At 55.5% G+C, this 23,301-nt stretch carries 19 protein-coding genes, 1 tRNA gene and 1 other RNA gene; 10 read left to right on the top strand and 11 right to left on the bottom strand.

Going from position 1 to position 23,301, the window contains the following annotated elements:
* Positions 1-2: 2 nt before the first annotated feature.
* The 6 genes from ACG0Z5_RS06965 to ACG0Z5_RS06940 all read right to left on the bottom strand — a co-directional run bounded on the left by ACG0Z5_RS06965 (position 3) and on the right by ACG0Z5_RS06940 (position 6,500).
* Positions 3-1,664: a ShlB/FhaC/HecB family hemolysin secretion/activation protein gene (locus ACG0Z5_RS06965; RefSeq protein WP_394446273.1), complete on the bottom strand. Its 1,662-nt coding sequence runs from the start codon at positions 1,662-1,664 to the stop codon at positions 3-5.
* A gap of 428 nt (positions 1,665-2,092) precedes the next feature.
* Positions 2,093-2,226, bottom strand: a non-coding RNA gene (locus ACG0Z5_RS06960) — RtT sRNA.
* A 34-nt stretch (positions 2,227-2,260) separates the two neighbouring features.
* A tRNA-Pro gene (locus ACG0Z5_RS06955) sits at positions 2,261-2,337 on the bottom strand.
* A gap of 90 nt (positions 2,338-2,427) precedes the next feature.
* On the bottom strand, positions 2,428-4,110 hold the full coding sequence (eptB, locus tag ACG0Z5_RS06950; RefSeq protein WP_394446272.1) for a kdo(2)-lipid A phosphoethanolamine 7''-transferase: 1,683 nt from the start codon (positions 4,108-4,110) through the stop codon (positions 2,428-2,430).
* A 244-nt stretch (positions 4,111-4,354) separates the two neighbouring features.
* A complete protein-coding gene (locus tag ACG0Z5_RS06945) occupies positions 4,355-5,557 on the bottom strand; it encodes an MFS transporter (RefSeq protein WP_394446271.1) in 1,203 nt (400 codons plus the stop codon).
* A 232-nt stretch (positions 5,558-5,789) separates the two neighbouring features.
* On the bottom strand, positions 5,790-6,500 hold the full coding sequence (locus ACG0Z5_RS06940; RefSeq protein WP_394446270.1) for an autotransporter domain-containing protein: 711 nt from the start codon (positions 6,498-6,500) through the stop codon (positions 5,790-5,792).
* 142 nt (positions 6,501-6,642) lie between these two features.
* On the opposite strand from ACG0Z5_RS06940, the gene tag reads away from it, so the two are divergent.
* Positions 6,643-7,224, top strand: coding sequence for a DNA-3-methyladenine glycosylase I (gene tag / locus ACG0Z5_RS06935; RefSeq protein ID WP_394446269.1), 582 nt, complete (start codon positions 6,643-6,645; stop codon positions 7,222-7,224).
* Entirely contained in the window at positions 7,202-7,642 is a 441-nt protein-coding gene (locus tag ACG0Z5_RS06930) for an N-acetyltransferase (protein WP_394446268.1), read from the top strand. Before tag ends, ACG0Z5_RS06930 begins: the two co-directional genes overlap by 23 nt.
* On the opposite strand, the gene ACG0Z5_RS06925 is transcribed toward ACG0Z5_RS06930, so the two are convergent.
* A complete protein-coding gene (locus tag ACG0Z5_RS06925; RefSeq protein WP_394446267.1) occupies positions 7,611-9,944 on the bottom strand; it encodes a molybdopterin guanine dinucleotide-containing S/N-oxide reductase in 2,334 nt (777 codons plus the stop codon). The genes ACG0Z5_RS06930 and ACG0Z5_RS06925 overlap by 32 nt on opposite strands.
* A 167-nt stretch (positions 9,945-10,111) precedes the next feature.
* Here ACG0Z5_RS06925 and ACG0Z5_RS06920 point away from each other — a divergent pair, with 167 nt between their 5' ends.
* The 6 genes from ACG0Z5_RS06920 (at position 10,112) to ghrB (ending at position 16,080) form a co-directional block, all read left to right on the top strand.
* Entirely contained in the window at positions 10,112-10,774 is a 663-nt protein-coding gene (locus ACG0Z5_RS06920; RefSeq protein WP_394446266.1) for an OmpA family lipoprotein, read from the top strand.
* 132 nt (positions 10,775-10,906) lie between these two features.
* Positions 10,907-11,923: a LacI family DNA-binding transcriptional regulator gene (locus ACG0Z5_RS06915; RefSeq protein ID WP_394446265.1), complete on the top strand. Its 1,017-nt coding sequence runs from the start codon at positions 10,907-10,909 to the stop codon at positions 11,921-11,923.
* Between the two features lie 110 nt (positions 11,924-12,033).
* Positions 12,034-12,780 (top strand): sugar phosphate isomerase/epimerase family protein, encoded by a 747-nt coding sequence (locus ACG0Z5_RS06910; protein ID WP_394446264.1) that lies wholly within the window; start codon positions 12,034-12,036, stop codon positions 12,778-12,780.
* Positions 12,781-12,783: 3 nt separating this feature from the next.
* The gene (locus ACG0Z5_RS06905) at positions 12,784-13,725 is read left to right on the top strand and encodes a sugar kinase (protein ID WP_394446263.1); all 942 of its coding nucleotides are present in this window, start codon (positions 12,784-12,786) and stop codon (positions 13,723-13,725) included.
* Positions 13,726-13,805: 80 nt separating this feature from the next.
* Positions 13,806-15,086: an MFS transporter gene (locus tag ACG0Z5_RS06900; protein ID WP_394446262.1), complete on the top strand. Its 1,281-nt coding sequence runs from the start codon at positions 13,806-13,808 to the stop codon at positions 15,084-15,086.
* Positions 15,087-15,108: 22 nt separating this feature from the next.
* The gene (gene ghrB / locus ACG0Z5_RS06895) at positions 15,109-16,080 is read left to right on the top strand and encodes a glyoxylate/hydroxypyruvate reductase GhrB (protein WP_394446261.1); all 972 of its coding nucleotides are present in this window, start codon (positions 15,109-15,111) and stop codon (positions 16,078-16,080) included.
* A gap of 47 nt (positions 16,081-16,127) precedes the next feature.
* Here ghrB and ACG0Z5_RS06890 read toward each other — a convergent pair whose 3' ends face one another.
* Entirely contained in the window at positions 16,128-16,838 is a 711-nt protein-coding gene (locus ACG0Z5_RS06890) for a DUF3053 domain-containing protein (protein ID WP_319627164.1), read from the bottom strand.
* Between the two features lie 387 nt (positions 16,839-17,225).
* On the opposite strand from ACG0Z5_RS06890, the gene ACG0Z5_RS06885 reads away from it, so the two are divergent.
* Complete coding sequence (locus tag ACG0Z5_RS06885; RefSeq protein WP_394446260.1) at positions 17,226-18,593, top strand: MFS transporter; 1,368 nt, start codon at positions 17,226-17,228, stop codon at positions 18,591-18,593.
* A gap of 250 nt (positions 18,594-18,843) precedes the next feature.
* Positions 18,844-19,134, top strand: coding sequence for an HTH-type transcriptional regulator (locus tag ACG0Z5_RS06880; RefSeq protein WP_319627166.1), 291 nt, complete (start codon positions 18,844-18,846; stop codon positions 19,132-19,134).
* Positions 19,135-19,166: 32 nt separating this feature from the next.
* Here ACG0Z5_RS06880 and ACG0Z5_RS06875 read toward each other — a convergent pair whose 3' ends face one another.
* The 3 genes from ACG0Z5_RS06875 to ACG0Z5_RS06865 all read right to left on the bottom strand — a co-directional run bounded on the left by ACG0Z5_RS06875 (position 19,167) and on the right by ACG0Z5_RS06865 (position 22,915).
* Positions 19,167-20,789: an ABC-F family ATP-binding cassette domain-containing protein gene (locus ACG0Z5_RS06875; RefSeq protein ID WP_394446259.1), complete on the bottom strand. Its 1,623-nt coding sequence runs from the start codon at positions 20,787-20,789 to the stop codon at positions 19,167-19,169.
* 290 nt (positions 20,790-21,079) lie between these two features.
* Positions 21,080-21,601, bottom strand: coding sequence for an anti-virulence regulator CigR family protein (locus tag ACG0Z5_RS06870; protein ID WP_394446258.1), 522 nt, complete (start codon positions 21,599-21,601; stop codon positions 21,080-21,082).
* A gap of 183 nt (positions 21,602-21,784) precedes the next feature.
* Complete coding sequence (locus ACG0Z5_RS06865; protein WP_394446257.1) at positions 21,785-22,915, bottom strand: OmpA family protein; 1,131 nt, start codon at positions 22,913-22,915, stop codon at positions 21,785-21,787.
* Between the last annotated feature and the right edge of the window lie 386 nt (positions 22,916-23,301).

Genomic DNA, 23,301 nt, shown 5'->3' with positions numbered 1-23,301 from the left:
CCTTAAAATGCGACGGCAACGCGGTAATAAACGCTGACATGATCCGGACCAAGCCAGTCCGGATACACCAGGGGCAGCCCCACGGTGAACGACGTTGAAACCCAACGATTAGCGGTACTCAGCCCGGCGGCGGTTCCCCACAGGGTGCCCCCCGCATAACTGTCCAGTTTGTCGGAATGCAGCCAGCCGCCATCCAGGGCAACCAGCGTGCTGACCTGGCCGATAACCGGCAGCGTAAACAGGGTGTAATTGAGTTCGTTCCGCCAGTACGCGCCGTTATCCCCGGAAATACTTTGCTCTTTAAAACCGCGAACGGAGCTTTCACCGCCAATGGTCATACGTTCGCTGCCGTACAGACGGTCCGGCGTCCACTGCCCGTAAACGCTCGCCAGCCACCACAAATCGTTGGCGACCGGCCGCTGGTAACTGCCGTTCAGGCTCCATTTGCGGAACTCGGCTTTCGGTAAATCACCATTCTGGTTGCCGTCACTTTGCGCATCAAACCACGGCATGCCGCGGCTGAAGGTCGGGTTAAAGGTCGCGACCCCGCCGAGGATTTTTTGCGTATGATTGAGGCCAAACAGCAGGCTGGTGAGCTTCCGGCTGCTGCTCTGGAGCAACACGTCATCCAGATAGTTTCGGTTGATGCGGTGGCTCAGGCCCACAGAGACGCCGGTTTTGATGTCGCCGTTGCGGAACAGCACATGGGATAAATTGACCCGATGCGTCTCGGTGTCTCCGCTGGAACGCCACAGATAGCCATTGTTATCAATGGTGCTGAGGTAGTTGTTCCAGCTGTAGCTGTAGTCGAGCAGGCTGTAACCGTAGGGAATACTGACCCCGGCGGCCACGTTCTGCGCATCCTTTGAATTTGAAAACGCACTGCTGCGACCGCCGCTGACAAACCAGCTATCGGCCAGTCCCAGCAGGTTGTTCCCGGTCAGCGAGCCATTAATCTGCCCGACTCCGGTACTTTTTTGCCCACTATTATCGAAGCTGACTGCGCCACTGAGGGGAAATTCCGGCGTGGCCGTCAGATGCACCACCGACCAGCCTTGTTGAGTGCCGGGAAGAATTTCAATCTGCACCGGTGTGGTCCGGGTGCGATTAATTTGCTCCATGCCCTGTTCAATATCGCGCAAATTAAGAATTTTGCCTTCCAGTCCTGGGAAGGTCATCGCCAGTTCGCGCGCCGGGGCATTATCCATGCGGATTTTTTCCAGTCGACCTTCCAGCACAAACAGGTGTAATTCCCCTGAACGTAAATCCTGTTCGGTCAGGAAAGCTCGGCTGGTGATATATCCCCGGCTGATATACCAGTCGGAAACACTATTAGTGATCTCATTAATACGCGCCATATCGAGGCATTCGCCCTGCCAGGGCGCGAAGAGTTTTTGCTGCTGACGTTCATCAATCAACGTCGCCCCATCCAACACGATGCGCTGGATAGTGAAGCACGGGCCTTTGAGGACTCCCGGCGTTGCGGGCGTAGTGGGTTTCGGCAACGGCTGTACCTGCTCCAGCGCGTCACGCTGCTGCTGGTTCTGGCGCAGTAACTGTTGCTGCTGCTGTTCAATGCTGTCGCGATCGGCGGGTGACAGAAGTGCGGCGGATGCCGTCTGACTCAACAACAATAATATCCATACCGGATATAGAGCTTTCATCCCTGTTCCTGTTAATAATCGTTATTAGGAAACTTCTGGCTTTATGCGTGAGCGCATTTTAAACACACTTTTTTGCATTTGTGAATGTATGGACAAGTTATTCTTATTAGTTAAGACATTTTAAGAAAAAGACAAAACTAAAAATCATTCATTTTCAAATGACTAAATTAAAATTTTAGTATTGCTTAATAGTCATATTCTTAATACTTAATCCCTCTAATAAACGTGCCACAAGAGGATATATCTTGCGGATGTTCATCAAAAACAGGAAGTATTGGGAAGAATAAGTGCCAAAGATAAATAATAACGGAAGTTTATTTATAGAAATGGAAGCGAGCGCCCGGCGGCGCTGCGCTTGCGCGGGCCTACAAGTGGGCGTCAAAATTTGGACGAAAAAAAACCGCTCAAAAGAGCGGTTTTTTCGAATGTGGTCGGCGAGAGAGGATGACTCGCCACTGCGTGGCTTCGCCCTTCGGGCCGTTGCTGAAGCAACGTTCTCTCGCTGCGCTCGAGTCGAACCTCCTTCCCCGGAGCTTCTCATCCTCGTCAAATTCCAGACGAAAAAAAACCGCTCAAAAGAGCGGTTTTTTCGAATGTGGTCGGCGAGAGAGGATTCGAACCTCCGACCCACTGGTCCCAAACCAGTTGCGCTACCAAGCTGCGCTACTCGCCGAATGCGGAGCGCATCTTACTGCTGCGATGCTACCCCGTCAATCCCTTTTCCACAAAAGCCAGACTGATTGGCGATAAACTCGCCATTGATTTACTGACCTTTTGCCGGAACGTGACACCAGTTGTTGTTCTCGTTGATCCCGCCGTCTGGCGAAGTGTATCCGAGACAGCCCATGATGGTGTCATATAGCTCCACGTGACGACGTGGCACCTTCATGTCGGCTTCTTTCTTCAACTGTTTAAACGCCTGCTGATGCGCGGGGTTTTCCAGATACTTATCAGACATCCACACCAGCATGGGTACCCGGAACTGCTCCGGCGGGGCCAGGTTACGCGGCGTGCCGTGCAGGTGCTCTTTCTCGTTGATCGACTCACCGTGATCGGCAGCGTAGAAGACGATGGCCTTCTTATCGCGCAACTGGTCCAGCACGTCGCTGATAAAGGTATCCACGTACAGCACTGAGTTATCGTAGGCGTTAATCAGTTCTTTCTTGCTGCAATAATCATTGATGCCGACACACTCTGGCTGCCATTGGGCAAAATCACGGGTGTAGCGCTGGTAGTAACTCCAGTGCGACCCTTTGGTGTGCAGGATAATCAAATGCTTGCCGTTCGGATGGCCTTCCAGCGACTGCGCCACTTCCGGCAGCAGCAGTTTATCCGCTACGTCTTTGCCACGGTTACGTGGCTCAGCGCCAATCTGCTCGCGATAAGCGATGTTGTCGGCCATGGTGTTGCTGTAGAACCACATCTCACTCTGCATCGCGAACAGGTCTGAGCTAAAGCCCAGCTGTTTCAACACCGCAAACACGTTCTGCTCTTTCAGCGTACGTTGAGGATTGTCCTCCGCCCCGCCCTGGCGCACAAACATGCAGCGCAGTGACAGCTTGGTGGCGGTGTCGCAGGACGTGCCGCGATAGGCGACCAGGTTTTTCTCCTGCGACAGCTTCGGCGTGGTATTTCGGTCATAACCGAGAATGCCCATGTGATCCCAGCGGGTCGTTTCCCCGATGATAAACACCACGTAGGTGTTATCCAGGTCTTTACCCGGTGCCACGTAGGTGAACTTTTTCGCCGGGTTGATTAAGGAGCGACTGTCAGAGGATTCATCCACCTGCGCCCAGGCATATAACCCCAGAGCCGAGACCCAGTTCGAGGGCAGATAGGAGTTGGCGATCACGCCCCCGTAGCTCGGCATATCGCCCTGAGACGTTTTCTCAACCTGTTTTTGATGGCGATCCATCAGACGGATCGGCGCCCAGACCAGCAGCCCGGCCATCAGCACCACGGCAAGATTACGCACGCGCTGTCCACGGGTGCGAAGCTGGCGCAACAGCGTATAGCGGCAGCGGTTGCTCCAGATGAAGAACAGCGGCGGCAGGCTTGAGAGCACGGTCCACATCATCAGGCCGCGACCCATCACTTCTTTGGACAGGTCAACGTCGGTGGTCATCACCGAGGCCACGATGCCGTAGCCAATGACCACGTTCATAAAGGTCATGTAATAACTGGCGGCTGCGGAGATAACCACCACCAGCGAGGCAAGAACCTGCCACGGGCGGCGACCAAACAGTGACAGCAGGCGCAGTAAGAAGAAGGTGGCAAGGACTGAACCACAGAGTTCGATGACGGCAAAAATTCCGTTTTGTGCGGAGAAATCTTCGAAGTAGCCCAACAGACGACGGACCAGCACCGCACCATTCAGGAACAGGCCGATGTAGAGCGCAAGGAACAGACACAGCCGTTGTTGCGTTAACGATTTAATATATTTCATTCAAGCAAAACCCTGGGAAAGGGGGTACAAAAACCGACTTATCTATCGGTATGACAGTAAGCAGATTAAGGAATCGCGTAAGGAACAGTTATCAGAAACGTCTATAAGCGCCACAAGTAGACCATAGCGGAAGGGAAAAGTGTCATCAGGAAGTGTGATCCGGGCAATATTTACAAAAATAATTACCCGGACCGAATGATTAATTGCAGCAATGTGTTATGAGAGGGTTAACCGGTTCGCAGTATCAGGCGTGAACCTGTTGAAGAACCTGGTTTTTTGGCTGACGAATAGTGGTCGACAGCGCCAGAGACAGGATCAGCAGGGCGAAGATGACGCAGAAGGTCACGTAGAAACCGCCGAACAGGGAGGCGATAATCGAACCACAGATGCTGCCAATCCCGAAGCCGAGATAAATCACACCGTAGTTTTTCGCCAGGTTGTTCAGACCGAAGAACTCGCTCACCAGCGATGGGAACACGGTGATGGTGCCGCCGAAGTTAAAGGCGACACAGGCAATCGCCGCGAAGAAGCTCACCGCGTTCAGCGGGGCGAACAGCAGTGCTGCCATACCGACCAGGGAAATAACCTGCCCGATAGTAATCACGCGGATACGGGCAATTTTGTCGGACAGGATACCGAGTATCAGACGGCCACTCAGATTGGCGATGGAAATCACGGTCACCGCATTCGCCGCCGTCATCACATCCAGATGGACCATGCCCTGGGCGATGTCTTTCGCCACGCCAATCACATACAGACCGCTCATGCAGGCGGTGAGGAACATCACGGCCAGCATCCAGTACTGCGGTTTACGCATCGATTCCGCGAGGGTGAAGTCATTCTCAACCACGCCGTTGGTGGTTTTCACTTCCTGCTGCGGGGCGTCTTTCATCAGGGTCGCGCCGAAGACAATCATCACCAGCACAATCGCGCCCCAGATAATAAAGGTCTTCTCCAGGCCGACGGTCGCCAGCAGATGCGTGTCGATGAACTTAAAGCCGAGGCTGCCCAGGCCGTATGCCCCGATAGAAAACGCAGAGATCAGCCCTTTACGCTCCGGGAACCACTTCACGCAGTTCGACAGCGTCAGCAGATAGCCCGCGCCGTCCGCCAGACCCACCAGCACGCCCGCACTCAGCCACAGCATCAGCAGATTGTTCGCATGGGCGGTGAGGAAGAAACCGACCCCGAGCAGAATGCCAGAGGCCATCGTGACGCGTTTCACGCCAAAACGTTCCTGCAATTTCCCGGCGATGGAGGACGAAATCGCCAGACCGAGGCTTAACAAGCCGAAGGAAAATGCCACCTGACTCACCGGCGCATCCAGCTTCGCGGACAGCGCACCGTTGAACAGACTCCAGGTATACACCGAGCCCAGTGCAAACTGGGTGATAATGGTCCCGACCAGCGTCAGCCAGCGAGTAGAAGGGCGGATTGCAGCGTTCATCGCGTATTTGCCTTATCAAGATTAACTGCTGCCTAAAATAACGAAGTGCCGTTCATGCCAGGTTAAAAAAGGCATGAACTGCCGTCAGTGCGGAATGAAATGCATTGAGGGGAGAATGAATGACATTGCGGAAAACGAAATAAGCGATTTGTTAGTGCTTACTATCGCGCTAAAAGCCGCCGCCATTGTGAACCAACGGAAAACATGATGTGTTTAAAACGCTGAATAAATGTTAAAAACGGGCGCTCACGCCCATGATATAGAGGTAGTTCGGGCCTTCACTCAAATTGTCGGCCTGCGATAATGACGCATAGGCGGCGATGCTCGGATTGAGCAGCATATCCGCTCCCACGGTGACATCCATCCAGTTACCGTCCTGCGTGGTGGTCGGGGTACGATTTAAACCCGACTGCGTTTTCCACTGATTGTCGCCGAACTGTTGGTTGTAGCTGATTTGCGCCCACGGATGCACGCCCCACAGCGGCTGTGAATCAAAGCGCCAGCCCAGGGTACTGATGCTGGCGTGCCACATCGGATCGTTGAGCGCGGTGGGGCTGCTCCCGCTGTCGCCAAACTCATTCCAGGTTGAGGTGGCGGACCCGTCATAGTGCCAGCTCGCCACCGGCCCGGTGGTGAACAACGCGCTCAGGGGGATATTCCACACCATGCTCAGGGTGCGCGTCGCATCCATCGGTGTATCATCAGGGAGATTCATGGCTACGCCGGGCTGAATTTGCGCCGCGCTGATGCGCTCCGCCAGAATATCGTCATAACGCGGTTGGTGATCGCTATCCCAGGTATAGCGTTCAGGCGTATTACTTTGTGGGTCAGTAACGATATATTCCTGTTGCCAGGCAAATGAAGATGTCACCAACGACATCCACACAAAAACAGATACCGGGTAGAGACCACCCCGGAAGCCATTGCATCTCTTAACACTCATTTTGCGACTCCGAAAGAGCCGAATCCGGCATTGTTGTTATGATTTTTTTCGCGACTGCGTATTACTAAATATTGTCATTTTATTTCTGTCGTCAAGGCAGGTTGAACAATTCTTCATCGATATCAAACAGTGGGAGAATCAGATGGAACGTTGCGGTTGGGTCAGTCAGGACCCGCTTTATATCGACTATCACGATAACGAATGGGGCGTCGCCCAGCGGGATAACCAAAAACTGTTTGAAATGATCTGTCTGGAAGGTCAGCAGGCGGGGCTTTCGTGGATAACGGTGCTGAAAAAACGTGAAAACTATCGCGAAGCCTTTCACCACTTCGACCCGAAAAAAGTGGCGGAAATGAATGAAGAAGACGTTGAAAAACTGGTGCTCAACGCGGGGATCATTCGTCACCGGGGAAAAATTCAGGCCATCATCGGTAATGCCCGTGCCTTTTTGGCGATGGAAGCCAACGGCGAACCCTTCGCTGATTTCGTCTGGTCGTTTGTCGATAACCAGCCGCAGGTGAGGCACGCCACCACCCTGGCAGAAATCCCCGCCCACACCCCCGCGTCAGATGCGCTGGCAAAAGCGCTAAAAAAGCGCGGGTTTAAGTTCGTCGGCACCACCATTTGTTACGCCTTCATGCAGGCCTCTGGGCTAGTGAATGACCACACCACCGGCTGCTTCTGCTATCCAGGAGGGGATAATGATCCGCAAATGGCAAAGTAGCGATCGCCAGCCGCTGTTAACGCTGTGGCTGGAAAGCACCATTTACGCGCATCCGTTTATTGAAGAAAGTTACTGGTACGACAGCGAGCCGCTGGTGCGCGACGTGTATCTTCCCACCGCCCATACGTGGGTGTGGGAAGAAGACGGCGAGCTGCAGGGATTTATCAGCGTGATGGACCAGCGCTTTATCGGAGCGCTGTTTGTCACCCCGGCCTGCATCGGGCGCGGTATTGGCCGGGCGCTGATCGCCTACGTCTGCGATCGCTACCCGGATTTAAGCCTTGAGGTGTATCAGAAAAACAGCCGGGCGGTGAATTTCTACCATGCGCAGGGTTTTCGGATTGAAGACAGCGCATGGCAGGATGAAACCCGGCAGCCGACGTGGATTATGCGCTGGCAGGCGGATCGAATGCTGTAAGCGGCAGCGCCGGTCCGCGGTATTTCTCCAGCCACACCAGGGCCGTATTTCCCGCACAGCCATTCCCCAGCTTCGAGCTGGGGATATCTTTGGTCAGCACGTTCACCGCCCCGTTTTTGCAAATGCCCCCCGCTTCAGGGTCAAGGTCTGGCCATGCGCCTTCATGCAGACAAATCACGCCCGGACGAATGCCGTCGGTGACCACCGCCCCGGCCAACACCTGCCCGCGCCCGTTCCACACCCGCACCAGGTCGCCATCGGCAATCCCGCGCGCGCTAGCATCATCAGGATGAAGCGTCAGCGGCTCACGCCCGGCTACCGCATAACGCTCGCGCAGCGAGGTGTAATTAAGCTGGCTGTGCAACCGGTGCGCCGGATGCGCCGACAGCAGTTGAAGCTGTTCTGGCTGCGCGTTGCCGTGCCATTCATCTGGTTCAAGCCAGGTTGGATGGCCTGGACAATCGGCATAGCCAAATCCGGCGATACGCTGCGAGTAAATCTCAATCTTGCCGCTGTCGGTTTTCAGCGGATTGGCCTGCGGATCGTCCCGGAAGGCGGCGAAGCGCACGAACTGCGCGTTCTGCTCACTCTGCGGCATCTCTATCAGCTGATTGGCCTCCCAGAACGACGGGAACGGCGGGAGCGTCACCTGCTGACTGGCCCCGCGCTGCGCGGCAATCTGATAGAAGGTCTCCAGCCATTGCAGGTCGGTTTTGCCTTCGGTAAAGCGTTCGCGCCCGCCCGTTTCCCAGCGTTCACTGAGCTCGGCGAAGACCTCAAAATCATCCCGCGCCTCATCACGCGGTGACACCACGCGTTTCATCGGCACCAGATGCTGATTGCTGTAGTCGCCGGTCATGGTCAAATCGTTGCGTTCAAACGAGGTGGTCGCGGGCAGGACGATGTCCGCATGACGCGCGGCAGCGGTCCAGAAACACTCGGAGATGACGATCAGTTCCGGCTTCTGCCAGGCGCGGATCAGCCGGTTGGTGTCCTGATGATGGGTAAAGTTGGCCCCGCCCGCCCACCATACAAAACGAATATCCGGAAAATGGCGGTCCATGCCGTTGTGCTGATACGGCGCGCCGGGGTTTTCCAGGGCTTCAACAATGCGCGCCACCGGGATTTTATCCACCGCATCGGTGCCATTGGCCACGCTGCCCTGCATCGACGCCAGAACCGCCGCACGCCGGGTCGGGTTGCCGCCGTTAGCAAAGTGATAAGAAAGGCCGAAGCCACCGCCCGGGGTGCCAATTTGCCCCAGCATCGCCGCCAGCGTGACCAGCATCCAGTGTTTCTGCTCGCCAAACTGCTGCCGCTGCATTCCCCACCCGGACATCAACATGGTGGTATTTTCGTGAAATAACTGCGCCAGTTCGCGAATTTTCGTCGCATCAATGCCGCATATCTCTGCCGCCCATTCGGCGTTTTTTGCCACGCCGTCGCGTTCCCCGGTCAGGTATTCCGCAAAATGGTCATAGCCGGTGGTGCAGCGTTCCAGGAACGTTGCGTCATGCCAGTTGTTTTCCACCAGGGTATGGGCGATGCCGAGCATCAGCGCCACGTCGGTGCCCATGTGCGGGGCAATCCACTCCATTTTGTCGCCAAAGAAGTCGACGGTTTCTGAGCGCATCGGGTCGATGCAAATCAGGCGTTTACCGCTGTTGCGCAGTTTGTCGAAGAAGGTAATACCCTGCTCATCGGACGCATTCCAGGCAATTTTCAGGGTGTTAAGCGGATTGGCGCTCCACAGCACCACCACGTCGGTATGTTCCAGAATCAGCGGCCAGCTGGTCTGCTGCTGATACACCTCATTTCCGCCAACCACGTACGGCATGATGGCCTGCGCGGCTCCGGTGGAGTAATCCCCCAGATGCCCGGTGTAGCCGCCTGCGAGGCTCATGTAACGCTGCAACAGAGTGGCAGCCTTGTGCAATACCCCGTTCGAGCGCCAGCCGTATGATCCGGCGAAAATCGACGCCGGGCCATGGGCGGTGCGAATGCGTTGATGTTGCTGATGAATCAAATCCAGCGCGTGATCCCAGCTTACACGGACAAACTCATCCTGGCCGCGCACGCCCTTTGGGCTGTCCGGTGAGGCGAGGAAACCTTTACGCACCATCGGAAAGCGCACCCGCGTTTTGCTGTGTACCTGGTCACGGACCACGCTTTGCAGCGAGTTCTCAAACGTGCCCGATAATGCGCCGCGCGAGGCCAGCACGGTATCGCCATCGGTTTCGACCAGCATCGGCCCCCAATGGGCGGCGGTCAGAACGGTTTTTGTTGTAGATGAGTTTGCCAAAACGGGCTCCTGGTTAACGGATGCAGGTGTTGCGACGGCGTATTTTTCATCACCGTTCGATTTATTTACACATTTTCGGATCGTTCTGGAATTTTCCACACAATCGCACGTCATAATCAACCGCCACGTCTGCGCTGGCAAAGAATAAAAAGGATTAAGGAAAGAAGATGAAAAAACGCGTGATCATGATTGCAGCAATGGTAAGCGGTGCGCTGGCCCTTTCAGGCTGTACCACCAACCCGTATACCGGCGAGCGTGAAGCCGGGAAATCAGGCATTGGGGCGGGCATTGGCGCGTTAGCGGGTGCGGGCATCGGGATGCTCTCTTCCTCGAAGAAAGACCGCGGTAAAGGCGCTCTGATTGGTGCCGCCGCCGGGGCCGCCGTCGGCGGTGGCGCGGGCTATTACATGGATGTGCAGGAAGCAAAACTGCGTGAGAAAATGCAGGGCACCGGCGTGAGCGTCACCCGTAGCGGGGACAGCATCGTGCTGAACATGCCAAATAACGTCACCTTTGACAGCAGCAGCGCCAACCTGAAACCGGCCGGTGCCAACACCCTCACCGGAGTGGCAATGGTGCTGAAAGAGTACGAAAAAACCGCCGTGAATGTGGTGGGCTATACCGACAGCACCGGCAGCCAGGACCTGAACATGCGCCTGTCTCAGCAGCGTGCCGACTCGGTCGCCAGCGCGCTGATCACTCAGGGCGTGGCCGCCAACCGCATCCGCACCACCGGGATGGGCCCGGCGAACCCTATCGCCAGCAACAGCACCGCCGAAGGCAAAGCGCAGAACCGTCGCGTAGAAATCACCCTCAGCCCGCTGCAGTAATCGTTGTGCCGGGCGGCGGCGCTGTCGCCCCCGGTCAACACCTCGCCTTGCCATAACCCCTCCGCGATTAACGGCTTGCCATCGTCTATTTTCGCGCTAAGGTGTTCACACATTCAGGTGAAGGAAGCCCTCATGGCGAACAAGGCACGAGCCACCATCAGCGACGTAGCGAAAGCGGCAAAAACCGGCAAGACCAGCGTGTCACGTTATCTTAATGGCGAAAAGCATCTGCTCTCCGATGCCCTTCTGGCGCGGATTGAAGCCGCAATTGCCAATCTCGATTACCGCCCAAGCCTGATGGCACGCGGCCTGAAGCATGGCCGTACCCGTCTGATAGGTCTTATCATCGCCGACATCACCAATCCCTATTCCGTCAACGTGCTCAGCGGCATTGAAGCCGCTTGCCGCGAACAAGGGTTCACCCCATTGGTCTGTAACACCAATAACGAGGTGGATCAGGAACGCCATTATCTCGACCTGCTGCGCAGTTATCAGGTGGAAGGGATCGTGGTCAACGCCGTGGGGATGCATGAGGAAGGGCTGAATCGTCTGCAACAGTCGGCGCTGCCAATGGTGCTTATCGACCGTAAAATTCCTGATTTCGCCTGCGACGTGGTCGGGCTGGATAACACCCAGGCCGCCACCACCGCCACCGAACACCTGGTCGAGCAGGGCTTCGAAGCGCTGCTGTTTCTCAGCGAACCGCTCGGCAGCGTCAATACGCGCCGGGAGCGTCTGGCCGCATTTCACGCTACGCTGGCCCGCTATCCGGGGATCAGCGCCGCAAACAGCGAAGTGCCGCTCAACGACGGGGCGATGATTGATAACGCCCTACGCCAGTTCCACGCTACCCATCGCGGAATGCGCAAAGCGGTTATCTCTGCCAACGGCGCACTGACGTTACAGGTGGCCCGCTCGCTCAAACGCCTCGGCCTGCACTGGGGCAGCGACATCGGCCTGCTCGGCTTTGACGAGCTGGAATGGGCCGAACTGGCGGGCGTGGGCATCACCACCCTCAAACAGCCCACCTGGAAAATCGGCCATGCCGCCGTAGAGCAGGTGGTACGCCGGATCGAAGGCAGCAACGAACCTATTCGCGAGCAGGTTTTCTCGGGCGAACTGATCGTCCGCGGATCCACCAGCCGCTAATTCCCGTGTGATGGCGATCATAATTCGGGCAAGCCGATCTTTTCTTTGGAACCGGTTCCATCTAGCGTATTAAAGAGAAACCCCTTCTCTTTTCGCTCTGGAGTGACCGGATGGCCAGAAAAATTATCGTTGTCACCGCCGCTTACGGCCACGATCGTCTGCAGGCTCTGGGCGGTCAGCGTGCCGTTTTGCCCGTGATTGCCGCCGCGGGTGCCGACGGCGTTGAAATTCGCCGTGAACTGTTCACCCCGCAGGACATTGACGCCCTGCCGCTGCTGGGCGCAGACATCGCCCAACACTCACTGCTGGCCTGTTATTCCGCGCCAGAAGCGCTGTTCGAGGCTGACGGTAGCCTGAACCCACGTCTTCATGCCCTGCTGCGGGAAGCCAAAGCCCTTAACGCGCTGTGGCTGAAACTGTCGCTCGGCAATTTCACCCAGCCCACCACGCTGGATACGCTGCGCGCTATTCTGGCGGAGTGCAACGTTCCGCTGGTGGTGGAAAACGATCAGAGTGAATACGGCAAGCTAGCCCCGATGCAGCGCTTCCAGGCCGCCGTTCAGGTGAAGAATTTATCGGTCAGGCTAACCTTTGATATGGGCAACTGGCTGTGGCTGGGTGATTCCCCTGAACAGGCCGCGCGTCATCTGGCGCCGTCGGTGGGCTATGTGCATGTCAAAGCCGCGGTCCCGCATCACAACGGCTGGCGTGCCGTGCCGCCGGATGCCGATCCGCGCTGGGCTGCCCTGCTGCAATCCTTACCCAACGACGTGCCGCGTGGCATTGAGTTCCCGCTCGAGGGCGAGGATTTGGTTGCCGTCACCCGGCGTTATGTCCACTGGTTACGCGAGGAGTAAGCCATGAATCAGGCACTGGATGTCATTACCATTGGCGAAGCCATGGCGATGTTTGTCGCCCAGCAACCCGGCCCGCTCAGCCAGGGTGAAACCTTTGTGAAACGTATTGCGGGTGCCGAGCTGAACGTCGCTACCGGCCTGGCACGGCTGGGGCTGAACGTCAGTTGGGTCAGCCGCGTGGGCGATGACAGCTTCGGCCAGTTCGTGCTGGAATCCCTTCAAAAGGAAGGGATCGACCCCGCAGGCGTCACCCTCGACGGGCGCTATCCGACCGGGTTCCAGCTCAAATCTAAAGTTGAAAATGGAACCGATCCCATTGTGGAATACTTCCGCAAAGGCTCGGCGGCCAGCCACCTCAGCCCGGACGATTTTAACCTCGAGCTGTTCACTCGCGCTCGTCATTTGCATCTCAGCGGCGTGGCGGCGGCGTTGTCAGCCAGTTCATTTGAATTACTCGATCATGCCGCGAAGGTCATGAAAAAAGCCGGGAAAACACTCTCTTTTGATCCGAATCTGCGCCCGGTGCTGTGGAAAAGTGAAGCCGAGATGGTCGAGAAGCTCAATCAACTCGCCTGCCAGGCCGACTGGGTGCTGCCGGGTCAAAAAGAGGGGCAGATCCTCACCGGCGAGCGCTCGCCCGAAGGCATTGCTGAGTTTTACCTCAGCCGGGGCGTGAAAACGGTGGTGATTAAAACCGGAGCCGACGGGGCGTGGTATCAAACCGCAAGCGGTGAAAAAGGCGCTATCGCAGCGGTAAAAGTCGAAAACGTCGTCGATACCGTCGGTGCAGGCGATGGTTTTGCCGTGGGGGTGATTAGCGCCCTGCTGGAAGGGAAAACCGTGGCGCAGGCCGTTACGCGCGGGAACAAAATTGGTTCGCTGGCGATTCAGGTGCAGGGCGACAGCGAAGGTCTGCCCACTCGGGACGCGCTCGGCGAGGCATAACGCTCAGAACATGACCCAACAACGCTACCCTGTACCCTACAAACAGCGGTAGCACACACCTCACCAACAGAGGCTCGCTTATGAACCGTTCAAGCCATGCAACCAAACGCTGGTGGTACATCATGCCAATCGTGTTTATCACGTACAGCCTGGCGTATCTCGACCGCGCAAACTTCAGTTTCGCTTCCGCCGCCGGGATTAATGACGATCTCGGCATTACCAAAGGCGTCTCCTCGCTGCTCGGGGCGCTGTTCTTCCTCGGCTATTTCTTCTTCCAGATCCCCGGGGCGGTGTACGCCGAACGCCGTAGCGTGCGCAAGCTGATTTTCGTCTGCCTGATCCTGTGGGGCGGCTGCGCGTCGCTCACCGGGATGGTAAGCAACATCCCAATGCTGGCGGCGATCCGCTTTATTCTCGGGGTGGTGGAAGCCGCAGTCATGCCCGCAATGCTGATTTATATCAGTAACTGGTTCACGAAATCAGAACGCTCGCGCGCCAATACGTTCCTGATCCTCGGCAACCCGGTGACGGTACTGTGGATGTCGGTGGTCTCCGGCTACCTGATCCAGTCCTTCGGCTGGCGGGAAATGTTTATCTTCGAGGGCATTCCGGCGGTGATTTGGGCGTTCTGCTGGTGGGTGCTGGTGAAAGACAAACCGACCCAAGTTGGCTGGCTGTCCGAGGCCGAAAAAACCGATTTACAGCAACAGCTCGATCGCGAACAGCAAGGCATCAAAGCGGTGCGGAACTATGGCGAGGCCTTCCGCTCGCGCAACGTGATTTTACTGTGCCTGCAATATTTCGCCTGGAGTATTGGGGTGTACGGTTTTGTACTGTGGCTGCCATCGATACTCCGCAGCGGCGGGGAAAACTTAGGCATGGTGGAAGTGGGCTGGCTGTCGTCGGTGCCTTATCTGGCCGCCACCGTGGCGATGATCCTTGCCTCATGGGCATCGGACAAAATGCAAAACCGCAAGCTGTTCGTTTGGCCGCTGCTGCTGATCGCGGGCTGCGCCTTTATCGGCTCGTGGGCCGTTGGGGCCGATCACTTCTGGATTTCTTACACCCTGCTGGTGATTGCCGGGGCCGCGATGTACGCCCCATACGGGCCTTTCTTTGCGATTGTGCCGGAGATGCTGCCGCGTAACGTCGCCGGTGGCGCGATGGCGCTGATCAACAGCATGGGCGCCCTCGGCTCGTTCTTCGGCTCATGGTTTGTCGGTTACCTTAATGGGGCCACCGGCTCGCCGTCCGCCTCCTACATTTTTATGGGGGTGGCACTTTTCGTCTCTGTGTGGCTGACTTTAATTGTTAAGCCTGCTAATAATCAGACAATCCCTGTCGGCGCACGCCACGCCTGAACCTTTGACACTGGAGAGAGGAATGAAACCGTCCGTCATTCTCTACAAAAAGTTACCTGACAACTTATTACGCCGCCTGGAAGCCCACTTCACGGTGACCCGCGTCCACGACCTGAGGGAAGAGACCGTCCGCAGTCACGCGCAGACATTTAAAGAGGCCGTGGGCCTGCTCGGCTCAAGTGAAAAAGTGGACGCCGCGCTGCTGGACAGTATGCCCGCCCTGCGGGCTACGTCGACCATTTCCGTGGGCTACGACAATTTCGACGTCGAGGCGCTCAACGCCCGCAAGGTGCTGTTGATGCACACCCCCACCGCGCTGACCGAAACGGTGGCCGATACGCTGATGGCGCTGATCCTCAGCAGCGCGCGTCGGGTGGTGGAAGTGGCCGAACGCGTCAAAGCCGGTGAATGGACCAAAAGCATCGGCCCGGACTGGTTTGGCACCGATGTGCATCATAAAACCATCGGCATCGTCGGCATGGGCCGAATCGGTCTGGCGCTGGCGCAACGCGCGAACTTGGGCTTCGGGATGCCGGTGCTGTATAACGCCCGTCGCCAGCACAAGGAGGCCGAGGAGCGTTTCAACGCCCGCCACTGTGACCTCGACACCCTGTTGCAGGAAGCCGATTTTGTCTGCTCTATCCTGCCGCTGACTGACGAAACGCGTCATCTCTTCGGCGCGGCGCAGTTCGCCAAAATGAAATCCTCGGCGATATTTATCAACGCCGGACGTGGCCCGGTAGTGAACGAGAAAGCGCTGATCGCCGCGCTGAAAGAGGGCGAGATTCTGGCCGCAGGGCTGGATGTCTTCGAGCAGGAACCGCTGTCGGTAGAGTCTCCGCTGCTGTCGATGCCTAACGTGGTGGCGCTGCCGCACATTGGCTCCGCAACGCATGAGACGCGCTACAACATGGCGGCCACGGCGGTAGATAATCTGATTGATGCGCTGAACGGTAACGTGGAGAAAAACTGCGTCAACCCGCAGGTGGCTTGACGGAAGAGAGGAGCCGGGCTGGCAGAGGTGCCGCCCGGCTATTTCACTTAACGCGTGGCGTTAACCGCCGCGGTCCAGGCCTGATTAAACGCCTGGTGCTGGGAAGCCAGCGGACCAATCAGCGAGTTGTACTGGCTCGCCTGTTGAGAGGTCGGGAACTGAATGCCGTTGGCAACGAAGCTCACCTGGGTGTCCTGCTGCGCGATAAAATCGCCCACCTGCACCAGCTGCTGGGTGAAGATCTGTGCCGCCGGGATCAGCGGTTGCATCGCATTGGCTGGCAAGGTCACGACTTTGTTGTACACCTGGTCATAGACCGGCTTCAGATCGTCGTTCTGTTTCAGCGCCGCATGGGCCGCATCGGCCTGCATTTTGGCGTTTTCCAGCTGCTGGCTCAGTACGCCGAGCGAACCATTGGCCTGACGCAGCGGTTCACGCTGGGTCAGGTAATCCTGCGGGACGCGAATGGCATTCACGCTGTCCACTACCGGACGCAGACCAGCATCCATCGCCTGGCTCACCTGCTGTGAGTAGCCATAAATCACCGCGTAATCGGAGACGAATGGACCGAACTGTTTTTTCTGATCGGTGGTCAGCGTTGGCAGACGTTCGCCGCTACGCATCACGGAATTCTGTAGGAAGTCGATGAACGCTTTGCGCTGATCGCCTTCTTTATCGAAACATCCACTCAGGCTAACTACCATCAATAACGCCGCAATAGACGCAAACCAGCGAGAGCAGGACTTTCCTGTCGCCATTTTCATACTCCTTCAGCCAAAAAAGCGCAAACTGGCACACACGTGCCTGACGTTGACAAGGATAGTCGACGAGCGCCTCGCAGGATAGACTTTCCTTCAATCACGCAGGGAAAAGTCGCACACTTTCCTCTCGCGGGATAAATGTTAATTATTTGTTGCCCACATCACAAATCACATCTTTATCGCTCTGCGCCACTTCACGCTTAACTTGCTGAAAGACTACTCTTTTCTTCATCGCCCGCATTATCATCGCCACGCGACGGACGATAATCGCACGCTTCCCCCGCCCACCCCGTTGTCGAAAAAGCGCGCGGATGGTTTGATTGAATGAACGATTAACGGATAGATGTTCGGTAATCGCACATTTTACCTCCCAGGAATCGCGCCATGACCAAAACAACAACCGATATCCAGGCCTTTATTAACGACAACCCATTCACCAAATACCAGTGGATGATCCTCGTGCTGTGCTTTATCACCGTCGCGATGGACGGGTTCGACACCGCCATCATCGGCTTTATCGCCTCTGACCTTGTGCAGGAATGGGGGGTGCAAAAATCCGCCCTCGGCCCGGTAATGAGCGCCGCGCTGGTCGGGCTGGCGGTGGGTGCCCTGACCGCAGGCCCGATGGCGGACCGCATTGGCCGTAAAAAAGTGCTGATCCTTTCCATTATCGTCTTCGGTAGTTTCAGCCTGCTGACCGCGGCGGCAACCAGCCTCAATCAGCTGACGCTGCTGCGCTTCCTGACCGGGCTGGGCCTCGGAGCGGCAATGCCTAACGCTGCCACGCTGATGAGTGAATATGCGCCGGAACGCCGTCGGGCATTGCTGGTCAATCTGATGTTCGTCGGCTTCCCGATTGGCTCGTCGCTGGGCGGGTTTATTTCGGCCTGGCTTATTCCGCTTTACGGCTGGCAGAGCGTGCTGATCCTCGGCGGCGTCATGCCGTTGATCTTAGCGGTGGTGCTGATTTTCCTGCTGCCGGAATCGGTGCGCTATCTGGTGGCGAAAAACAAATCGCAGGCACAGGTGGCGACCATTCTGCGACGCATCGCCCCGCTGCCCGCCGATCCCCACTTTGTACTGCATGAAACCGGCGGCATGCCGGATAAAACGGCTCTCGGCGTGATTTTCTCCCCACGCTACGCGCTCGGCACGGTGATGCTGTGCCTGACCTACTTTATGGGCCTGCTGATTTTCTATTTACTCACCAGCTGGCTGCCGCTGCTGATCCGCGAAACGGGTGCCACCCTAAGCCAGGCTTCGATTATCACCGCCCTGTTCCCCCTCGGCGGCGGGATTGGGGTGCTGGTGCTCGGCGCGCTGATGGATAAATTCAATCCGAATAAAGTGGTGGCCGTCGGCTGGCTGCTGACCGGGGTATTCGTGTGCCTGGTCGGATTCTCCACCAGTAGCCTGGTGCTGATGGGGGTGATGGTGTTTATCGCGGGCAGCATTATGAACGGCGCGCAGTCGTCAATGCCCGCGCTCGCGGCAGGTTTCTACCCGACTCAGGGCCGGGCGACCGGCGTGGCGTGGATGCTCGGCATCGGGCGTTTCGGTGGCATTCTCGGAGCCTTCAGCGGCGTATTCCTGATGCAGGCCCAGCTGTCGTTTGAAACCATCTTTATGCTGCTGGCTATTCCGGCGCTGCTATCGGCCACGGCGTTAATGGTGAAATACGCCCTGACCCGCCCAAATCGTCAGGCCGCAAACACCACCAGCGATCTCCCTAAGGCGACACAAAAAGCCTGATACGCACGCGGCGGGTGCCAGCACCCGCCTTTGCCGGATATTTACTAACGATTTACAAAAAACGTTCTGAATAACTTTCCCGTTTCTTTATCAAATAATTAGTCGGCGTCTGCCCAGGGCTGAAACGGGTCAGGGAACCGATATCGCACGAATAGTCACCTCCGTGACCACTCCTCATCCTTTTTACTGACTATTCTTAAGAGGCTCTGAGTTGTTCACGTATCCACCGTGTGATGTAGAGGAGTTCTCAATGGAATCTAAAGATCCTATGTTTGAACTGTTGAGCAGTCTTGAACAAATCATTTTCAAAGACGATTCGCAGAGAATTACCCTGACCCAAAAGCCCACAGCCTTTACTGAGTTTGAGCAACTGCGTAAAGGCTCCGGTTTGAAAATTGATGATTTTGCCCGTGCGATGGGCGTCAGCGTTGCCATGGTGCAGGAGTGGGAGTCGAGACGAGAGAAACCGTCGCCCGCCGAACTGAAGCTGATGCGCTTGATTCAGGCCGATCCACGATTAAGTAAGCAGCTGATGGAATGAAGTGACGACCCCCGCCTTGCGGGGGTTTTTGTTTACCTCTCACTGAACACCCAGCCTGACGCCTGCCATTCAAGGCTGTGGGTCAGCTTCAAACCCTTTAAAAACGCCTCGTCATGAGACACCACCAGCATCGCACCGGGGAAGTTCGCCAGCGCGGCTTCGATGGCCTGCGTCGACGCCAGGTCCAGATGATTGGTCGGTTCATCCAGGAGCAGCAGTTGGGTAGCTTCCCGCCGCCAGAGCACGCTGGCAAGGGCGGCCTTCAGGCGCTCACCGCCGCTGAGCGATGATAGCGGTAATCCCACCTTATCTGCGGTCAACTGCAGCTGTGCCAGGCGGCTGCGCAGTACGCCCTCTTCCAGCGGCGTATCCGCGAGACTCAAGTGTTCCATCACCGACTGCGACAGACTGAGCTGACTCAGATGCTGATCGAGCCAGGCGGCATTGACTGACAGTTTGCAACTGCCGCTCGCCGGGGATTCCAGGCCCAAAATGGTTTTGAGTAAGGTGGTTTTTCCGCAACCGTTCGGACCACGGAGCGCCACCCGCATCGGGCCGTCGAGACGCCAGGTCAGCGGCGCGAGCGCGGTATGCGCCAGCACCAGATTGTGCAGTTCCAGTACCTGTTTACCCGCCGCAACCTGATTCCCTGGCAGCGTCATCATCACGGGCATGTCATCCTCTACCCGCTCACGCGCCTGATTGACCGCCGCGTTCAGGGCATCGTTCTGCTCGCGATGCTGACGGCGCAGCGTGCCGGGCCGGGCTTTCGCCGCACCTTTATAGGCTACGCGTTCGAACGAGGCGATATTCAGGGAATCGACGGTGCGCAGGGTTTGGGCCGAGCGTCGCTGGCCGTTATCGTGTTCTTTTTGCAGCCGGGTACGGGTGCGGCGGCGCTCGGTTGCCGCGTGGTCCAGCGCAGAACGCGCCGCCTGCTGTTCCGCTTCACGCTGTTGCTGGTATACCTCAAAATTACCGCCGTACTGCCGCAACGTTCCGGCTGAGAGTTCCAGAATGCGCGGCAGCTGCGCCAGCAATGCCCGGTCGTGGCTGGCAATCAGCGCCCCGCCGCGCCACTGGGCAAGTTGCTGATAAAACCATGCCCGCCCGGCGCTATCCAGGTGGTTAGTTGGCTCGTCGAGCAACAGATAATCGGCCCCGGAAAGAAACGCGGCGCACAGCAGCGCTTTCACGCGTTCGCCACCGCTCAGGGATGACGCCGGGCGATACGGGTCAAACTCCGGCAACGATAACGCCGTAAACGCGGCAGCCAGACGTTCCGATAACTCCCAGTTACCCTCGAGCACATCCCCGTCATCCGGCAGCATTTCACCATGAGTCACCCGATGCAGAGCGGAGAAGATGTCCGTTAATCCAAGCAAATCCGCCAGCGTACTGTGCGCAGCAAGTTCCGGCTGCTGAGCCACGTAAGCCACATTGGCAGAATGTTCGATATGCCCTTGAGCGGGCGTTTCTGCGCCAGCCAGCAGCTGTAACAGACGCGTTTTTCCACTGCCGTTACGCCCAACCAGGCCACACAGGGAACGTTCAAGGGAGAGATCCAGCGGACCAAATAACACATCGCCCGTCGCAAACTGACAGGTGACCTGATGCAAAATAAACGCAGGGGATTGCGCACAAAAATGAGCCATAAGCACTCCTGAATGAAATCAAAAACCATCCCCGCCAACGCGATTGCGTTATGCCAGGGCCGAATTCATCAGTCGTGATTGTTCATTTTCGGGATGCGCTCCAGAGAGAAGAGAAAAGTCGGGAGACAGGATAGCCGGATTCCGGCCAGAATTTCAAGGTTAAATGTTCGCCAGTGGTGCAGGGATAAAACGCCCGGTAATCATCTACGCTCAGTGAGTTTGCGAGCACGCTTCAGGAAATAACAGGAGTCATGAATCACCTGATGGCGATTCATGACTGAAAGGCGGGGTTAATCGAAAACACCTTTAATGATCGACGTCACGATGGCTGTACTCAGGGCAACCAGCACTAAATCGTTGCCGACGGTCTGCCATTCATAGCCTGGATAATAGGGCAGTTGATTGAGCATCGAACCGGGAACCGTTCTTTTTGCGATGCCTGGAGGTAACGGCTTACCCCGGGCGAGATTTTTAGCAATTCCGGGAGGGAGCGGTTTATAACCGGTCAAGCCCAGGTTGACTGCGAGCCTGCGGGCATCAGACAAACTGATATCGGAATCCACGTGGTCAGGCTTGCCGTAGTTTTTCCTACTGCCGTGATCGCCTGATGCATTCCCTTTCCCGTTTCCGTTTCCTTTATTGCCGTGATCGCCGCTGTTTCCATGGTTACTGCTATTACCACTGTTTCCGCTGTTACCATGTCCGTTGCCATTTCCGTTTCCGTTTCCGGGATTCGCCATCACAGGCAGCACGACCAGAGACAGACTCAGCGCGGTGACCGCCGCTGTAATAAAGCCACGATGTTTACGCATGTTGATTACCTTCAAGTAGGTGATTCCCTATGAACATAAACCACACTCCTACTTTCGTGCCATGACATTTGTCTGAAATATGAGTTCAGACCGAATTTTTTGTGAACTCGCTTCGGGAAGACACGGACTGAACCCCAGCCATAAAAAAGTAGATGCCCACTGAAGGCATCTACACTGTTCAGATTACTTCAAAATTCTGATATCAATACGGCGGTTTTTAGCTCGATTTTCTGCCGTGTCATTTGGCACAATAGGGTAAGCTGAGCCGAAACCATGAGCCACCAGATTGGCACCGTTGGCACCTAAGTTGATTAAACCTTGACGGACACTATTAGCGCGTTTTTGCGAAAGGTTCAGATTGAAATCGTTATCACCTGTATTATCCGTATAGCCACCCAGTTCCAGTTGGATATTTGGATAGGCTTTCATTATTTCGGCGATGTTTTTCATCTGCTCTTCGGATTCAGGTTGAAGATCTGCGCTGTTGGTTTTGAATTTGAGTCGATCAAAAGAGAACCAAACAGATTTGTTGTCCTTACTTTCAATAAATCCAATCAGCTTATTTTCCATACCTAACTCAGGAAACTTCAGCGTATTACCATCTGGTAATGTCTTACTGATATACTCGCCTAAATTACCCCAAACGCTGGTAGTCTTCGGTTGGAAGAAACAACCACGCAGCACAAAGATAATCAGCCCGATGAGTAAAATAAACAGCAACCACCATGGCCATTTTTTCTTATCTGACTTACGTGAAGTCAATGGATAATATTCAGCTAACTCTTCTTTGCTGAGCAAGTTAACTAAACCAGCAGGTACGAGAGCATCAGAATGTTTACTATGACTGATTAGCCATTCCTTCAAAGGCAGCGATTGATCATCTTTCATAAGAAGATGCCCTTTGATCGCATTGAAGAAGAATGCGGACCCGACGGCCATGATTTTACGAATAACCTCAGAAGAGCACCCCACAAAACGAGCTAACTTCATTTCCAGTCCGGTGGTAGACTCGGGGAGGAGCAATGAACTTAACTGTTCATTCAGCGCATTCAGAACTGAAGTGTCATTGGAAGCCGCTTCCCAGGAGAGATGCTGCATTGATTCATAGAACGGAAGTCGCTCCATAATTCTCATAAAATCTTCATGCAAATGAACTGAGTTCAGGCAATCAATTGTTTTATGCATTAATAAAGGGAAGATAGCCGAAAGCCCTTTTTGAACATCAAATTCATTTTCGCCAATAGCATCAGATATTGATGCTGTCATTTCAGGGGAAATTCCCGTGTCCAATTTCTCAATAATGTTATTTTTCATTTATAAAATCCGTAGCATTCAAAAACCAATCTAAAACAATATTAGATTCAAAGAGCGGAGAGTAAACAACAATAAGTAAATAAGCACAACCTCATTTTCATAATCAAAATAAGTCATTTTGTTTATTCAAAAACAAAACCATGTACTAGGTTGTTTTCTACTGAAACGAAAAAGAAAAAAATAACGATAAAAAACTTACAAATACAAACCTCAATCTTCTTACTGCCTCTTTCTATTGATTTGCGATAACAGGTGATGAGCCAATAAAAAACGCCCGAAGATTAACACCATTCACTTAAGATATTTTGATTTCCGTTTTCTGATACTGGCTTTGTCAGTGGACTCAAGGACGTGAGAGATCCATTCATGAGGGATAGTGCGTTGAA

The sequence above is a fragment of the Scandinavium sp. M-37 genome, from assembly GCF_043558715.1.
In the GTDB taxonomy this organism is placed as follows: domain Bacteria; phylum Pseudomonadota; class Gammaproteobacteria; order Enterobacterales; family Enterobacteriaceae; genus Scandinavium; species Scandinavium vulneris_A.
This window is presented reverse-complemented; position numbering and strand designations above follow the sequence as displayed.

What these genes read in the sequence shown, in the direction of transcription:
- ACG0Z5_RS06915 (WP_394446265.1), top strand. Translation starts at nt 10,907, where the DNA reads ATGGCGAACAAGGCACGAGCCACCATCAGCGACGTAGCGAAAGCGGCA.
- ACG0Z5_RS06965 (WP_394446273.1), bottom strand. Translation starts at nt 1,664, where the DNA reads ATGAAAGCTCTATATCCGGTATGGATATTATTGTTGTTGAGTCAGACG.
- ACG0Z5_RS06900 (WP_394446262.1), top strand. Translation starts at nt 13,806, where the DNA reads ATGAACCGTTCAAGCCATGCAACCAAACGCTGGTGGTACATCATGCCA.
- ACG0Z5_RS06930 (WP_394446268.1), top strand. Translation starts at nt 7,202, where the DNA reads ATGATCCGCAAATGGCAAAGTAGCGATCGCCAGCCGCTGTTAACGCTG.
- ACG0Z5_RS06920 (WP_394446266.1), top strand. Translation starts at nt 10,112, where the DNA reads ATGAAAAAACGCGTGATCATGATTGCAGCAATGGTAAGCGGTGCGCTG.
- ACG0Z5_RS06870 (WP_394446258.1), bottom strand. Translation starts at nt 21,601, where the DNA reads ATGCGTAAACATCGTGGCTTTATTACAGCGGCGGTCACCGCGCTGAGT.
- ACG0Z5_RS06940 (WP_394446270.1), bottom strand. Translation starts at nt 6,500, where the DNA reads ATGAGTGTTAAGAGATGCAATGGCTTCCGGGGTGGTCTCTACCCGGTA.
- ACG0Z5_RS06910 (WP_394446264.1), top strand. Translation starts at nt 12,034, where the DNA reads ATGGCCAGAAAAATTATCGTTGTCACCGCCGCTTACGGCCACGATCGT.
- ACG0Z5_RS06865 (WP_394446257.1), bottom strand. Translation starts at nt 22,915, where the DNA reads ATGAAAAATAACATTATTGAGAAATTGGACACGGGAATTTCCCCTGAA.
- eptB (WP_394446272.1), bottom strand. Translation starts at nt 4,110, where the DNA reads ATGAAATATATTAAATCGTTAACGCAACAACGGCTGTGTCTGTTCCTT.
- ACG0Z5_RS06875 (WP_394446259.1), bottom strand. Translation starts at nt 20,789, where the DNA reads ATGGCTCATTTTTGTGCGCAATCCCCTGCGTTTATTTTGCATCAGGTC.
- ACG0Z5_RS06945 (WP_394446271.1), bottom strand. Translation starts at nt 5,557, where the DNA reads ATGAACGCTGCAATCCGCCCTTCTACTCGCTGGCTGACGCTGGTCGGG.
- ACG0Z5_RS06890 (WP_319627164.1), bottom strand. Translation starts at nt 16,838, where the DNA reads ATGGCGACAGGAAAGTCCTGCTCTCGCTGGTTTGCGTCTATTGCGGCG.
- ACG0Z5_RS06880 (WP_319627166.1), top strand. Translation starts at nt 18,844, where the DNA reads ATGGAATCTAAAGATCCTATGTTTGAACTGTTGAGCAGTCTTGAACAA.
- ACG0Z5_RS06885 (WP_394446260.1), top strand. Translation starts at nt 17,226, where the DNA reads ATGACCAAAACAACAACCGATATCCAGGCCTTTATTAACGACAACCCA.
- ghrB (WP_394446261.1), top strand. Translation starts at nt 15,109, where the DNA reads ATGAAACCGTCCGTCATTCTCTACAAAAAGTTACCTGACAACTTATTA.
- ACG0Z5_RS06905 (WP_394446263.1), top strand. Translation starts at nt 12,784, where the DNA reads ATGAATCAGGCACTGGATGTCATTACCATTGGCGAAGCCATGGCGATG.
- tag (WP_394446269.1), top strand. Translation starts at nt 6,643, where the DNA reads ATGGAACGTTGCGGTTGGGTCAGTCAGGACCCGCTTTATATCGACTAT.